This window comes from Rivibacter subsaxonicus, assembly GCF_004217215.1.
GTDB lineage: Bacteria > Pseudomonadota > Gammaproteobacteria > Burkholderiales > Burkholderiaceae_C > Rivibacter > Rivibacter subsaxonicus.
In genome coordinates this window covers 907,294-922,019 of record NZ_SHKP01000004.1, presented here as the reverse complement: position 1 = coordinate 922,019, position 14,726 = coordinate 907,294, and the positions used below count along the sequence as shown (strand labels likewise).

The window sequence follows — 14,726 nt, the reverse complement described above, 5'->3', positions numbered from 1 at the left end:
TCAGTCGGTTTGCGCGGTTTCGGCCAGGCGCCGGGTCCGTGCCTGGTGCGCCGGAGCGGCGCGCTGGCTCCAGTCGACGATCTCGAGCCTGCCGTCGGCGTGCTCGACCAGCGCGGTCAGGCTCTCGACCCAGTCGCCGTCGTTGGCGTAGAGGATGCCGTCGATCATGCGCAGCTCGGCATGGTGGATGTGGCCGCAGACCACGCCATCGGCGCCGCGCTTGCGGGCCTCGCGCGCCACCGCCATCTCGAAGTCGCCGATGAAGCTCACCGCACGCTTGACCTTGAGCTTGAGGTACTTCGAGAGGCTCCAGTAGGGCAGGCCCAGGCGCGCGCGCAGCGAGTTGAAGCCGCGGTTGAGCCGCAGCGTGAACTCGTAGGCCGAGTCGCCGACATAGGCCAGCCACTTGGCGCACTGGATGACGCCGTCGAAGTAGTCGCCGTGCGTGATCCACAGGCGCTTGCCGTCGGCGGTGGTGTGCATCGCATCCTCCAGCACCTCGATGCCACCGAACTCGTGGTCGAAGTACTTGCGCGCGAACTCGTCGTGGTTGCCGGGCACGAAGACCACCCGCGTGCCCTTGCGCGCCTTGCGCAAGAGTTTCTGCACCACGTCGTTGTGGCTCTGCGGCCAGTACCAGCTGCGCCGCAGTTGCCAGCCGTCGACGATGTCGCCGACCAGGTAGAGCGTCTCGCAGTCGAGCTGGCGGAGAAAGTCGAGCAGGGCCTCGGCCTGGCAGCCGGGGGTGCCTAGGTGGACGTCGGAGATCCAGGCGGTGCGCACGCCGAGCCTGTCGGGCGCGGGCGGCTCGGCTGGCGGCGGCTCCAGCGGCGCCGGCCGGGCCACAGCGCCCGCGACCATCGGCGCGGCGCGCGGCCCCCATGCCCTGAACGAGATCGCTGTCCAACTCATGGACCGCCAGAATGGCCCGTCGGCGTGACAGGGCGACGACAATCACAGGACGTCGCAGGCACGCGACGCCGGGAGGCCGATGCAAGCTCGATCGCCACTGCACCCCATGTCGCAGCGCGCGCTGCGGCGGCGCGCCATGCTGGGCGCCGGCTGCGGCCTGCTGGCGGGTTTATCGCAGCCCGCTGCGTCGGCGCCGCCGGCCGCCGAAGCATGGATCGAGGCCTGGGTCGAACTGAGCGAACCGGTGGCGGCGGCCAGTTCGGCGCCGCAGGCCGCCGCGAACCAGCGTGTGGCTGACCAGCAGGAGCGCGTCGGGCGCGCACTCGCTGAATTGGGCGTGGTCGAGCTGGCACGCGTGCGCCATGCGCGCAACGCGATCGCGGTGCGCATGCCGGCCGGCAAGCGCGAGCAGGTGCTTGCCATTCCGGGCGTGGTCGGGCTGCGCACGACGCGCAGCCTGCATCCGCCGCGGCCGTCGAGCGCGGCATCGCTCTAGGGGGTCACAGGGTCCAGCACCGTTGACGCCCCTGCGCGCGGCGTGATCCATTTCACGCCTGCCCAGGCCCGACGGCGACGGCTCCCCAAAAGGGAGCCGTCGCCGTTGACGGTCCGGACCACCGACAACCCACTGGAGAGAACCCCCATGAAGCGAGCGTTGAAGGCCATCCTGGCCACCGTGGCGGGCTGCGTGCTGGCCGCCTGCGGTGGCGGCGGAGGCGAGGAGTCCGTCGATCGGAGCGCAAGCCCGCAGGCCACCGGTATGCGCGAGGGCAAGACCCTGCGCGCGCCGGTCGCGGTGCCAGGCGGCGCCATCACCGAACGCATCGACTCGCGGCTGCGCAACGCCCGAGGCCCGGTCAATGTCTGGGTGTCGCTCGACCAGCCTTCCGTGGCGCGCAAGCGCGCCGACCTGGCCGAACTCGGTGGCAGCGACCAGCTCGACGGCCGCGCGGCCCGCACCGATGGCAACCTGCGCCAGCCGGGCATGGAGCACAGGCGCCAGATCAAGGCCTCGCAGGACGCACTCGCGGCCCAGCTGCAGTCAATGGGCGGCAAGGAGCTCGGCCGCGTGCAGATGGCGCACAACGCGATCGCCATGCGGGTCGACGCGGCGCGGCTCTCGGAGATCGCTGCGCTGTCCGGCGTGGCCAAGGTCAGGCCGGTCATCAACTACGAGCTGGACCTGTCGGAAACCGTGCCCTACGTCGGCGGCACCGCGGTGCAGGCCATGGGCTTTGACGGCACCGGCGTGCGCGTCGCGGTGCTGGACTCGGGCATCGACTACACACACCGCAACCTGGGTGGTGCCGGCAACGCCGCGGCCTACGCGGCGGCCTATGGCGCCAATCCTGCCGATCCGAAGAACACAACCCGCGACGGCCTGTTCCCGACCGCCAAGGTGGTGGACGGCTATGACTTCGTCGGCGAAGACTGGCCCAACAGCCCCGAGGCCGGCGACCCCGACCCGATCGACTTCCAGGGCCACGGCTCGCACGTCGCCGACATCATTGCCGGCGCCAGCCTCGACGGCACCCACAAGGGCATGGCACCGGGCGCCAAGCTGGTGGCGGTCAAGGTCTGCAGCGCGGTCGCAACCTCCTGCAGCGGCGTCGCGCTCCTCCAGGGCATGGACTTCGCGATCGATCCCAACGGCGACGGCGACACCAGCGATGCGGTCGACGTCATCAACATGTCGCTCGGATCGAGCTACGGCCAGGTCGAGGACGACCTGACGCTGGCGGCGGTCAACGCGGTCAAGCTCGGCGTGGTGGTGGTCGTGTCGGCCGGCAATTCGGCCGACCGGCCCTACATCGTCGGCTCGCCGTCGATCGGCGAGGGCGTGATCAGCGTCGCCCAGACGCAGGTGCCGAGCGCCGCGGCCTATCCGGCCAAGGTCAATGCTCCGGCGGCCATCGCCGGGATCTACAGCAACACCGCGACACTGGACTTCGCGCCGATCGGCGGCGGAGCCACTGGCGATGTAGTCGCCGTAGGCCTGGCCTGCCCGGGCGGCCCAGCACTGCCAAACCTGAGCGGCAAGATCGCGCTCATCGATCGCGGCACCTGCTCCGTCAGCCTCAAGATCGACCTCGCCGCCAAGGCCGGCGCCGTCGGTGCCCTGCTCGCGCTGGTGGCGCCGGGCGACGCGGTCAGCTTCAGCTACGGTGGCGGCGACACCTTCGTGCCGAGCCTCGTGATCCAGCAATCGCTGGGCAACGCGATCAAGAGCCAGCTGACGGCCGGCCAGACGGTCAACGTCTCGATCTCGGCGTCGAGCGCGATCCCGCTGTCGGGCAGCATGGTCGGCAGTTCGTCGCGCGGGCCGTCGGTCAGCGACCAGCGCATCAAGCCGGAGATCGGCGCGCCGGGTGCCTCGATGTCGGCAGTGGCCGGCTCCGGCGACGGCGAGGAAGCCTTCGGCGGCACCTCGGGCGCGGCACCGATGGTCTCGGGCGCCGCGGCGCTGCTGGTGCAGGCCTTCCCGGACCGCTCACCGGTCAAGATCAAGGCCATGCTGATGAACAGCGCCGAGACCGCGGTCTACACCAACCCGGCGGTCGCGCCGGGCGTGCTGGCGCCGATCACGCGCATCGGTGCTGGCGAGTTGCGGGTCGATCGCGCCCTCAAGCTCAACGCGGCGGCCTGGAACCCGGAGTCGAGCGCGGCCGCGCTGTCCTTCGGCGCCGAGGAGGTCGACAAGTCGACGGTGCTGGTCAAGAAGCTGCGCGTGCGCAACTTCAGCAACCAGTGGCGCGAGTACAGCGTCACGCCGAGCTTCCGCTACGCCGACGACGAGGCCAGCGGCGCGGTGCGCGTGTCCGCACCGTCCAAGGTGCGGATCGCGCCCCGCGGCAGCGAGGACATCGAGGTCAAGCTGCGCATCGACCCGAGCAAGCTGCCGAGTTGGACGCTCAATGGCGGCAGCCAGGGCGGCAACGGCGCCCTGCTCAACGGCCCCGAGTTCGACGGCTACGTCACGCTGACCCAGGGCGCCGAGAAGCTGTCGGTTCCCTGGCATGTTCTGCCGCGCAAGGCCTCGCGCACCGATGCGCAGATCATCGGCCTGGGCAAGCTGCAGCCGACGCTGAAATTCTCGAACAAGGGCGCCGAGTACGGTGACTTCGATGTCTTCTCGCTGACCGGCACGAGCAAGAAGATCCCGAACAGCGAACTGCCGCAGCCGGGCGACAACTTCGCGCTGATCGACCTGCGTGCGGTGGGCGTTCGCCACCTCCCGGCGGCGATCTTCGGTGCCGACTATCTGGAGTTCGCGATCAGTTCCACCGGCCGGCGAGCCCATCCGAACTACCCGGCCGGCTTCGAGGTCGACATCGACACCAACGGCGACGGTGTTCCGGACTTCGCCGTGTTCAACCAGGAGCAGGGAACGTTTGCCTCCACCGGCGTGAACCTGGTCTACGTCCTGAACCTCGCAACTGGCGGCGCTGCCACGGCGTACTTCTATACCGACGCCGACCTGAACTCGGGCAACCGGATCTTGACGGTGCCGCTGGGCGCGCTTGGTGTTGCGCCGGGCGTGACCCTCGGCTTCACGGTGTTTGCCTATGACAACTACTTCACCGGCAGCACCACCGACGTGATCGACGGCATGCGCTTCACGCCGGGCAGTCCGCGCTTCAGCGTGGTTGGTGGCGAGCCCTACGGCTCCGTCGCACCGGGCACCAAGCCTGAGCTCGGCCTGCAGGTGGCGACCCAGCCCGACACCAAGAGCAACGAGTCCGGCGTGCTGGTGATGTACCGGCGCAATGCCGGGGCCGAAGCCGACGTGCTGAAGGCGCGCTGAGCGACGGCGACAGTCGTTCCCAACTGAAAGGGCCGCGCAAGCGGCCCTTTTTTTGCTGGCGGCGGCCTGAGGCTAGTGCGCCTGCTCCCAGTTCGGCCCGACGCCGACCTCGGCCAGCAGCGGCACCTTCAGCTGCGCCACGCCCGCCATCAGGCGGGGAATCTCGACCCGCGCCCACTCGAGTTCCGCCTCGGGCACCTCGAGCACCAGTTCGTCGTGCACCTGCATGATCATCTTCGTCGCCCGGTTCTCGGCTTCGAGCGCGCCCTGCACCGCGATCATCGCCAGCTTGATCAGGTCGGCCGCGGTGCCCTGCATCGGCGCGTTGATCGCCTGCCGTTCGGCGCCGGTGCGACGCGGGCCGTTGGGGCTGTTGATCTCGGGCAACCAGAGGCGCCGACCGAACACCGTCTCGACATAGCCCTGGGCCTTGGCCTGCAGCCGCGTCTCGTCCATGTAGCGCCTGACGCCGGCAAAGCGCGCGAAGTAGCGGTCGATGTAGTCCTTGGCGGCCTTGGTCTCGATGCCGAGGTTGCTGGCCAAACCGAAGGCGCCCATGCCGTAGATCAGGCCGAAGTTGATGACCTTGGCGTAGCGCCGCTGCTCCGAGCTGACTTGGTCGACCGCCACGCCGAAGACCTCCGAGGCCGTCGCGCGGTGCACGTCGATGCCGTCGGCAAAGGCCTTGAGCAGCACCTCGTCCTCGCTGATGTGGGCCATGATGCGCAACTCGATCTGCGAGTAGTCGGCGCTCAGGATCTTCGATCCTGGCGGCGCAACAAAGGCCTCGCGCACGCGTCGGCCCTCGGCGGTGCGGATCGGGATGTTCTGCAGGTTCGGGTCGTTGCTCGCCAGCCGCCCGGTCACCGCCACCGCCTGCGCGTAGTTGGTGTGCACGCGGCCGGTGTCGGGGTTCACCATCAGCGGCAGCTTGTCGGTGTAGGTGCCCTTGAGCTTGCTCAGCGAGCGGTGCTCGAGCAGCTTGGCCGGCAGCGGATAGTCGGCCGCCAGTTCGGTCAGCACGTCCTCGTCGGTGCTCGGCGCGCCGCTGGCGGTCTTCTTCTTGGCCGGCAGGCCGAGCTTGTTGAACAGGATCTCGCCGATCTGCTTGGGGCTGCCCAGGTTGAAGGGCTGGCCGGCCAGCGCATGGGCCTCGGCTTCGAGGGCGACCATGCGCTCGGCCAGTTCGCGGCTCTGCTGCTGCAGCAGCGCGGCGTCGATCAGCACGCCGTGACGCTCGATGGTCTGCAGCACGCGCGCGGTCGGCAGCTCGATCTGCTCGTACACGTAGCGCAGCTTGCTGTCGCGCTCCAGCCGCGGCCACAGCGCCTCGTGCACATGCAGCGTCATCTCGCTGTCCTCGCCCGAATACTGCGTGGCGATCTCGACGCTGACCTGGGCGAAGGGGATCTGCTGCGCGCCCTTGCCCGCCACCTGCTCGTAGCTCAGGCCCTTGCGGCCAAGGTGGCGCTCGGCCAGGCTCTCCAGGCTGTGCGGCTTGTGGGCCTCGAGCACATAGCTCTGCAGCAGCGTGTCGTGGGCGATGCCGCGCAGCGCGATGCCGTGGTTGGCGAACACGTGGCCGTCGTACTTGAGGTTCTGGCCGACCTTGGGACGGCCGGCGTCCTCCAGCCAGGGCTTCAGGCGCGCCAGCACCTCGTCCAGCGGCAACTGCTCGGGCGCGCCGGGGTAGTTGTGGGTCAGCGGGATGTAGCAGGCCTCGCCCGGCTTCACGCTGAACGACAGGCCGACGATGCGCGCGCGCATCGGCTCCAGCGAATCGGTCTCGGTATCGAGCGCGACCAGCGGCGCAGCTCGAATGCGGCCGAACCAGTCCTCGAAGTCGGGCCAGTCGAGCACGGCCACATGCGAGGTCTCGCCCACCTCGGGCAGCGCCGGCAGGTCGCCCTCGTCCTCGTTGCTGGCGGCAAAGAGGCCATGGCTGCGCGCCGGCGCCGGGCTCGCGTCGGCCGGCTCGATGCCGCTGGCGCGCTCCAGCTCGCGCTTGAAGGTGCGCAGGCCCAGCCGCGTGTAGAAGGCCAGCAGCGCCTCGACCTGCGGCCGGCCGAAGCCCAGCGCCTCGATCGAGGGCCAGCCCGGCAGGTGCCCGGCGAGGTCGCAGTCGGTCTTGACCGTCACCAGCCGGCGCCCCATCGGCAGCCAGTCGAGCGCCTTGCGCAGGTTCTCACCGGCCACACCCTTGACCGAATCGGCATTGGCGATCACGCCGTCGAGCGAGCCATGCTCGGCGATCCACTTGGCAGCAGTCTTGGGGCCGACCTTCTCGACGCCCGGCACGTTGTCGACCGCATCGCCCATCAAGGTGAGGTAGTCGACGATGCGATCCGGCGGCACACCGAACTTGGCGAGCACGCCGGCCTCGTCGAGCTTCTCGGCGCTCATCGTGTTGACCAGCGTCACTTGCGGGTTGACCAGTTGCGCCAGGTCCTTGTCGCCGGTGGAGACGACCACCTGGTGTCCGCTGGCGGCACCCACCGCGGCCAGCGTGCCGATCACGTCGTCGGCCTCGATGCCGGGCACCTCCAGCACCGGCCAGCCGAGTAGCCGCACCACCTCGTGGATCGGCGCGATCTGCGCCGCCAGCTCGGGCGGCATTGGCGCGCGCTGGGCCTTGTACTCGGCGTAGAGATCGTCGCGAAAGGTCTTGCCCTTGGCGTCGAAGACGCAGGCCGCATGCGCGGCCGGGTATTCCTGGCGCAGCTTCTGCAGCATCGAGACGATGCCCTGGATCGCGCCGGTCGGCTCGCCGCCGGGGCCGCGCAGGTCGGGCAGCGCGTGGAAGGCGCGGTAGAGGTAGCTGGAGCCGTCGACCAGCAGCAGGGTCGTCGGATGGCTGGCCGCCGGGCTCGGCAGCGAGGAGTTGGTGTCGCTCATCCGCGCATTGTGCGGGCCTACAATCAAGACATGCCCTCGATCCAGCTCCGTTCCGTCGTCGTGGCCCTGTTCTCGCTCGGCGCCGCCCAGTTCGCCGCGGCCCAGACCGCCGCCGCCAGCGCACCGGCGCCGGCCTCGGCCCCGGCCGAATCGACGGCCGAGTCGAAGGGCACCGTCGAACCCAAGGTGCAGCGCAGCGTGGTCGAGGACGACAACGCCAAGATCGAAGAACTGCGCGTGCGTGGCGCCGTCAAGAGCATCACCGTCACCTCCAAGCTCGCCCCCGGTCTCAGCTACGAGGTGGTGCCGGTCGACGCCGGCCGCAACCAGAACCCCGGTCCGACCAACGACCGCGGCTCCACCGGCAAGAGCGTGTTCCGCGTGCTGTCGTTCTGAGCCCCCGCGACGGCGCGGTTGGCTGCGACGGCCATGGCGGTCTTTACCGAGGTTCATTTCGATGAGGCGGCCGCGCTCGCGGCGCGGCTCGGCCTCGGCCGGCTGCTGACGCTCAAACCCATCTCGGCCGGCATCGAGAACACCAACTACTTCGCCAGCTGCGAACGTGGCGAGTACGTTCTCACCGTCTTCGAGCGCCTCACGGCCGAGCAGTTGCCGTTCTACCTGCACCTGATGAAGCACCTGGCGCAGCGCGCTGTTCCCGTGCCCGAACCGCAGGCCGACGCGAGCGGCGAGATCCTGCACAACTTGGCCGGCAAGCCCGCTGCGATCGTCGACCGCCTGCGTGGCGGCCACGCGCGGGCGCCCGACGTCGATCATTGCGAGCAGGTCGGCGCGATGCTGGCCCGCATGCACCTGGCCGGGCTCGACTATCCGCGCCACCAGCCCAACCTGCGCGGCCTGCCCTGGTGGGACGAGACGGTGCCGTTGGTGCATCCCTTCCTGAGCGAGGCCGAGCGGACGCTGGTCGACACCGAACAGGCCTACCAGCACGAGCTCGCGCGCGGCGCGGCCCATGCGCGGCTGCCACGCGGCCCGATCCATGCCGATCTGTTCCGCGACAACGTGATGTTCGAGACCGGCGCCGATGGCCGCGACCGGCTGTCGGGCTTCTTCGACTTCTACTTCGCCGGCGTCGACAGCTTCGGCTTCGACATCGCGGTCTGCCTCAACGACTGGTGCATCGACCTCGCCACCGGCCGCCTCGACGAGGCGCGCGCCGAAGGCTTCGTCGCCGCCTACGACGCGGTGCGCCCGCTCAGCGGCGACGAACGACGCCTGATGCCGGCGCTGCTGCGCGCGGCGGCCTTCCGCTTCTGGCTCTCGCGGCTGTGGGACCTGCACCTGCCGCGCGACGCCGCGCTGCTGACGCCGCACGACCCGCGCCATTTCGAGCGCGTGCTGCGCGAGCGCATCGCGCGCCCCTGGCATCCGGGAGCCTCGCTGGCATGAGCGTCACCGTGAGACTCAAGCCCGTTCCCGCGCGCCAGGGCCTGGCGTGGGTGCGCGAAGGCTTTCGCAACTTTTTTCGCCAGCCACTGGGCTACACCGCGATCTTCTCGGTGGTCGGCGTCGCGGTGCTGCTGTTGCTGCAGATCCCGCTGGTCGGTGCCTTCGCGGCACTGGCGCTGATGCCGGCCGCGACGCTCGGCTTCATGGCCGCAGGCCGCGCCCAGCGCGACGGCAAGCTGGTGCATCCGGGCCAACTGCTCCAGCCCTGGCGCGACCCTGCCGTGCGCTCGGCCCTGTTGCGCCTGGGCGTGGTCTACGCGATCGCCGCCTATGTGTCGGCGATCCTGATCTCGCTGTTCGACGGTGACGCCTTCGAGACCACGTTCGAAACGCTGGCCAAGGGCGAGGCCGGCGGCGAGGCGCTGCAGTCCGGAGCCTTCCAGTTCAGCCTGCTGCTGCGCCTCGGGCTGGCCAGCCTGATGTCGCTGGTGTTCTGGCACGCGCCCGCCCTCGTGGCGTGGAACCACCAGCCGCTGGCCAAGGCCCTGTTTGCCAGCACCCTGGCCTGCTGGCGCGCGCTGGGCGCCTATGCGCTGATGGGCGCAGCCTGGTTCGGCGTGCTGATGCTGTTCATGACGCTGGCCCAGATCTTCTTCGTGCTGATCGGCAACCCGCAGGGCGTGTTCCTGGCGGCGATTCCGGCCGGGCTGATGTTCTCGACCGCCTTCTATGCCTCGCTGTTTGCGACCTATGCGGACAGCTTCGAAACCGAAGCGGCGGCGCCGATCGACAATTGAAGGCGCGCGGCGCGACGCCATCGCGCGGAGGTGGTGACCATGCTTCAACTCAGACCCGGCTGCGAGTGCTGCGACAGGGACCTGCCGCCCGACTCCGAGGACGCGCGCATCTGCTCCTTCGAGTGCACCTTCTGCGCGGCCTGCGCCGCGGCGCTGCCGGGCGGCCTGTGCCCGAACTGCGGCGGCGAACTGCTCAGGCGGCCGCGGCGGCCGGCGAACAAGCTGGCAGCCAACCCGGCCTCGACGCAGCGCGTCTACAAGCCGACCGGTTGCGGCAAGGGAGCATGACGATGCAAGGCACCCATGCCCTGCTCGTGATCGACATGCAACGCGGCGCCTTCGATGGTGAAGCCTGCGAGCCGATCAGCGGCGCCGAGGCCCTGCTGGCGAACACGCACGCGCTTGTCGACGCGGCCCGCGCCGGTGGCGTGCCGGTGCTCTTTGTGCAGCACCTTGAGAACGAAGGCGTGTTCGTGGCGGGCTCGGCACGCGCGGACATCCACACGACATTGAGCCCTGCCGCGGACGAGCCGACCATCACCAAGCGCGCCTCCAGCGCCTTCGAAGACACCGACCTCGCGGCCAGGCTCGAGAGTCTTGGTGCGCGCGAGCTCATCGTCAGCGGCCTGCAAAGCGAGTTCTGCGTCTTCAACACCGCGCGCGCCGCCCTCGAACTCGGCTTTGTGGTGCGGATTGCCAGCGACGCTCATTCAACCTGGCCGAGCAGCGAAAAAAGTGCGTCGGCCATCGCGGCCCGCATCAATGCCGAGTTGCAGGTTCGTGGCGCGGTGCTGGCCAGCACCGCCGCACTCGTCGCCAGCCTGCGCGGCTAGCCCAAGCTCAGTCGCCGCGCTCGGGCGGCTCCGGCAACAGGCAGGCCTCGATCACCTGCAGCTGGTTGTCGCGCGCAAAGTTCATCACGAAGTCCCAGGCCATCGGCTCCAGGCTCTTGAGCGCCTCGCTGACGACCACGCACTTCACGCCGTCGATCACGTTGGGCACGCAGTACGGCGAGTAGCCGATCGCGGCCGCGCGGCCACCGAGCGAGCCGCCGGGGCGGAACGAGGACATCGCGCCCGCCAGCCGCTCGGCCCAGTCGCTGGGGCGAAAGGTGCGGCCATCCAGGGTACGGCCCTGGATGAAGACTTCGCGGGGTTTGTTCGGCGGGGTGGACATCGGTTGGCGTGGCTCCGGTGCAGCCTTTGAGGGCCGCTGCAGCCGGCACAGCCTCGTATTGTCGCTCAGCGTGTTGCGCCGCAGCAGAGGCTGGAATCGGCCGCCTAGAATTGCCGCTCGCCCTTTCACATGCCTGACCGAGGACGCCCGGATGAACGCTCCCGAAAAGATGACGGCCGCGCCCGCGGCGCCCGCCACGCGCCCGATGCCGCATGTTCTGGACACCTACGGCCGCCTGCCCTTCGCGCTCTCGCACGGCCGCGGCTGCCAGGTCTGGGACACCGAGGGCCGCGAGTACCTCGACGCGCTTGGCGGCATCGCCGTCAACACCCTGGGCCACGCCCATCCGCGCCTGGTGGCGGCGATCGCCGACCAGGCCGGCAAGCTGATCCACACCTCCAACTACTACCAGGTGCCGCTGCAGGAGCAGCTCGCGGCCAAGCTTTGCGAGTTCTCCGGCCTGGCCGGCGCCTTCTTCTGCAATTCGGGGCTCGAGGCCAACGAGGCGGCGATCAAGATCGCGCGCAAGATCGGCCACGACCGCGGCATCGAGACGCCGGAGATCGTCGTCTACGAGCGCGCCTTCCACGGCCGCTCGATCGCGACCCTCTCGGCCACCGGCAACCCCAAGGTGCAGGCCGGCTTCGGGCCGCTGGTGCCGGGCTTCGTGCGGGTGCCGCTGAACGACCTGGACGCGATCCGCGCGGTGGCCGCGAGCAACAAGAACGTCACCGCGGTCTTCCTCGAGACCATCCAGGGCGAAGGCGGCGTCAACCCGGCGCGCATCGAGTACCTGCAGGGCCTGCGCCAGATCTGCGACGAGCAGGGCTGGCTGCTGATGCTCGACGAGGTGCAGTGCGGCATCGGCCGCACCGGCAAGTGGTTCGCCCATCAGTGGGCCGGCATCCGGCCCGACGTGATGCCGCTCGCCAAGGGCCTGGGCTCGGGCGTGCCGGTCGGCGCGGTGGTGGTCGGCGAGCGCGCGCTCAAGGTGCTCGGCCCGGGCAACCACGGCAGCACCTTCGGCGGCAACCCGCTGGCGATGCGCGCCGGCGTCGAGACGCTGGCGGTGATGGAAGAAGACCGCCTGCTCGACAACGCCGCCAAGGTCGGCGCCGTGCTGAGCGCAGCGCTCACGCGCGAGCTGGGCAAGGAGGCCGGGCTGGTCGAGATCCGCGGCGCCGGGCTGATGATCGGCGTCGAGCTCGACCGTCCCTGCGGCGCGCTGGTCGGCCGCGCGGCCGAGGCCGGGCTGCTGATCAGCGTGACCGCCGATCGCGTGATCCGGCTGGTACCGCCGCTGATCATCACTGCGGCCGAGGCCGAGCGCGTGGCGGCGATCCTCGGGCCGCTGGTGCGCAAGTTCCTCGCCGAAGCGCCGGCCGCCGCCTGAGGCCATGAAGATGAAACCCGCCTCCAGCCTGATCCGCCACTACCTGCAGTTCAAGGACCTGCGGAGCGAGGAGTACGCCTATCTCTTCGAGCGCGCCGCGATCATCAAGCGCCGCTTCAAGAACTACGAGAAGTACACGCCACTGGTCGACCGCACGCTGGCGATGATCTTCGAGAAGGCCAGCACCCGCACCCGCGTCAGCTTCGAGGCCGGCATGTACCAGATGGGCGGCTCGGTGGTGAACCTCACCAGCGGCGACAGCCAGCTCGGCCGCGCCGAGCCGGTCGAGGACTCGGCGCGTGTGATCAGCCGCATGGTCGACCTGGTGATGATCCGCACCTTCGAGCAGGACCGCATCGAGCGCTTCGCGGCGCATTCGCGGGTGCCGGTGATCAACGGCCTGACCAACGAGTTCCATCCCTGCCAGATCCTGGCCGACCTCTTCACCTACATCGAGCAGCGCGGCACCAACGCGCGCGGCGTGATCGACCCCGGCTGCCTGCGCGGCAAGGTCGTGGCCTGGGTCGGCGACGGCAACAACATGGCCAACACCTGGCTGCAGGCAGCCGAGACGCTCGGCTTCAAGGTCCATGTCAGCACGCCCTCGGGCTACGAGATCGACCCGCACGTGGCCGGCATCTCCGACCTCGGCTGCTACCGCGTCTTCAAGGACCCGATGGCGGCCTGCGCCGGCGCCCACCTGGTGACGACCGATGTCTGGACCAGCATGGGCTTCGAGGCCGAGAACGAGGCCCGGCGCGCCGCCTTCGCCGACTGGCGCGTCGACGCCGAGATGATGGCGGCGGCCCAGCCCGACGCCCTCTTCATGCACTGCCTGCCGGCGCATCGCGGCGAGGAGGTCACGGCCGAGGTCATCGACGGACCGCAGAGCGTGGTCTGGGACGAGGCCGAGAACCGCATGCACGTGCAGAAGGCGCTGATGGAGTACCTGGTGCTGGGCCGGATCGGCTGATCTGGCCGCGCGCGGCGACGACGCTCGCTGACAGGCTGCCGACAGCCTGTGCTTGCCTCCGCTCACATCTGAAGCATCTGCGGACGGGCTACTACGCGCCGACACCACGCGATGTGAGACGGTTTGTAAGCCTGTCTCGGATTGCCAACTATTGACGCTTTGGCGTCCCCCCGAGGCCCGAAGATTCGGCCGCGCCGCCGGACTTTCGCTCAGCCAGCGCGCCTCGATGCCCTCGAACGGGCCTCGCAGCAACCAGAACATGCGGCCACGGCGGGCCGCCCGCCACCTCGGCGGGCCCGCACCGGCCCTCGGGGGAATCATGAACTTCGGCCTACCCAGTCTCAGGCAGCGCGCCGCGAGCTTCGCTCGCGGCAGCGCAGCCGCGACCGGGCGCGGCGCCGGCTGGGCCAGCCGCGAAGAGGCGATCATGGGCACCGCGATCCGCGTCGAGCTGTGGGCCGACGACGCCGCGACCGCCACCTCCGCGATGGCCGCGGTGATGGACGAGATGCATCGCGTCGACCGTGCGATGAGCCCGCACAAGCCGGACTCCGAGCTCTCGCGCATCAATCGCGACGCGGCGCTGATGCCGGTGCCGCTGAGCGCCGAGATGTACGGCCTGATCGCCTGCGCGCTGCGCTTCTCGGCGCTGTCGGACGGCGCCTTCGACATCAGCTTCGCCAGCGTCGGCAACCTCTACGACTACCGGTTGGGCCTGGCGCCGAGCGCGGCCGTGCTGGCGCAGGGCCGCGCCGCGATCGGCTGGCGCCATCTGCTGCTCGACCCGCAGTCGCGTTCGATCCGCTTCGCCCGCGAAGGCATGCGCATCGACCTCGGCGGCTTCGCCAAGGGCCACGCGGTCGACAACGCGACCGCGATCCTCGCGCGCCGCGGCATCCGCCACGCCATCGTCTCGGCCGGCGGTGACAGCCGCGTCATCGGCGACCGCCGCGGCCGGCCCTGGACGATCGCCATCGCCGACCCGCGCCGCCCCGGCGAGGTGGTCGCGGTGCTGCCGCTCGAGAACGTCGCGATCTCGACCTCGGGCGATTACGAACGCTACTTCGAGCGCGACGGCGTGCGCTGCCATCACCTGATCGACCCGCGCACCGGCCGTTCGCCGAGCGGCGTGCACAGCGTGACGATCCTGGCCGACGACGGGCTCACGAGCGAGGCGCTGAGCAAGAGCCTGTTCGTGCTCGGTCTCGAGCAGGGCATGCGGCTGATCGAGTCGCAACCCGGGGTCGACGCGGTGGTGGTCGACGCGCAGGGCGCGCTGCACTACTCGTCGGGGTTGCTGGGGGGCGTGACAACGCAACCCCTGACGCGGCAGTGAGAGTGCAGTGAGAGACAAATCAAAACTCA

The 14,726-nt window shown here is 69.8% G+C and carries 13 protein-coding genes; 10 read left to right on the top strand and 3 right to left on the bottom strand.

Annotated elements, in window-relative coordinates; all coding sequences use genetic code 11:
- Complete coding sequence (locus EV670_RS04260; protein WP_242616829.1) at nt 1–912, bottom strand: UDP-2,3-diacylglucosamine diphosphatase; 912 nt, start codon at nt 910–912, stop codon at nt 1–3.
- A 106-nt stretch (nt 913–1,018) separates the two neighbouring features.
- Here EV670_RS04260 and EV670_RS04255 point away from each other — a divergent pair, with 106 nt between their 5' ends.
- The gene (locus tag EV670_RS04255; protein WP_130430542.1) at nt 1,019–1,408 is read left to right on the top strand and encodes a hypothetical protein; all 390 of its coding nucleotides are present in this window, start codon (nt 1,019–1,021) and stop codon (nt 1,406–1,408) included.
- A 147-nt stretch (nt 1,409–1,555) separates the two neighbouring features.
- A complete protein-coding gene (locus tag EV670_RS04250) occupies nt 1,556–4,717 on the top strand; it encodes a S8 family peptidase (RefSeq protein WP_130430541.1) in 3,162 nt (1,053 codons plus the stop codon).
- A gap of 72 nt (nt 4,718–4,789) precedes the next feature.
- Here EV670_RS04250 and polA read toward each other — a convergent pair whose 3' ends face one another.
- Entirely contained in the window at nt 4,790–7,612 is a 2,823-nt protein-coding gene (gene polA / locus EV670_RS04245; protein WP_130430540.1) for a DNA polymerase I, read from the bottom strand.
- Nucleotides 7,613–7,642: 30 nt separating this feature from the next.
- Between polA and EV670_RS04240 the strand changes: the two genes are divergently transcribed.
- Genes EV670_RS04240 through EV670_RS04220 form a run of 5 tightly spaced genes read left to right on the top strand, consistent with a single transcriptional unit; the run spans nt 7,643 to nt 10,652 of the window.
- The gene (locus EV670_RS04240; RefSeq protein ID WP_130430539.1) at nt 7,643–8,008 is read left to right on the top strand and encodes a hypothetical protein; all 366 of its coding nucleotides are present in this window, start codon (nt 7,643–7,645) and stop codon (nt 8,006–8,008) included.
- Between the two features lie 33 nt (nt 8,009–8,041).
- Complete coding sequence (locus EV670_RS04235; protein ID WP_130430538.1) at nt 8,042–9,022, top strand: homoserine kinase; 981 nt, start codon at nt 8,042–8,044, stop codon at nt 9,020–9,022.
- 8 nt (nt 9,023–9,030) lie between these two features.
- Entirely contained in the window at nt 9,031–9,819 is a 789-nt protein-coding gene (locus EV670_RS04230) for a BPSS1780 family membrane protein (protein WP_130430537.1), read from the top strand.
- A 39-nt stretch (nt 9,820–9,858) separates the two neighbouring features.
- Nucleotides 9,859–10,107: a DUF1272 domain-containing protein gene (locus EV670_RS04225; RefSeq protein ID WP_130430536.1), complete on the top strand. Its 249-nt coding sequence runs from the start codon at nt 9,859–9,861 to the stop codon at nt 10,105–10,107.
- Between the two features lie 2 nt (nt 10,108–10,109).
- Nucleotides 10,110–10,652: an isochorismatase family protein gene (locus EV670_RS04220; RefSeq protein WP_165393233.1), complete on the top strand. Its 543-nt coding sequence runs from the start codon at nt 10,110–10,112 to the stop codon at nt 10,650–10,652.
- A 7-nt stretch (nt 10,653–10,659) separates the two neighbouring features.
- Here EV670_RS04220 and EV670_RS04215 read toward each other — a convergent pair whose 3' ends face one another.
- Nucleotides 10,660–10,995 carry a DUF3579 domain-containing protein gene (locus EV670_RS04215; protein ID WP_130430534.1) on the bottom strand — a complete coding sequence of 112 codons (336 nt, stop codon included), beginning with the start codon at nt 10,993–10,995 and terminating at the stop codon, nt 10,660–10,662.
- 169 nt (nt 10,996–11,164) lie between these two features.
- Here EV670_RS04215 and EV670_RS04210 point away from each other — a divergent pair, with 169 nt between their 5' ends.
- The 3 genes from EV670_RS04210 (at nt 11,165) to EV670_RS04200 (ending at nt 14,697) form a co-directional block, all read left to right on the top strand.
- The gene (locus tag EV670_RS04210) at nt 11,165–12,388 is read left to right on the top strand and encodes an aspartate aminotransferase family protein (protein ID WP_130430929.1); all 1,224 of its coding nucleotides are present in this window, start codon (nt 11,165–11,167) and stop codon (nt 12,386–12,388) included.
- Nucleotides 12,389–12,398: 10 nt separating this feature from the next.
- Nucleotides 12,399–13,361, top strand: a complete 963-nt coding sequence (gene argF, locus EV670_RS04205; protein WP_130430533.1) for an ornithine carbamoyltransferase — start codon at nt 12,399–12,401, stop codon at nt 13,359–13,361.
- Between the two features lie 319 nt (nt 13,362–13,680).
- Complete coding sequence (locus tag EV670_RS04200; protein WP_130430532.1) at nt 13,681–14,697, top strand: FAD:protein FMN transferase; 1,017 nt, start codon at nt 13,681–13,683, stop codon at nt 14,695–14,697.
- The last annotated feature ends 29 nt before the right edge of the window (nt 14,698–14,726 follow it).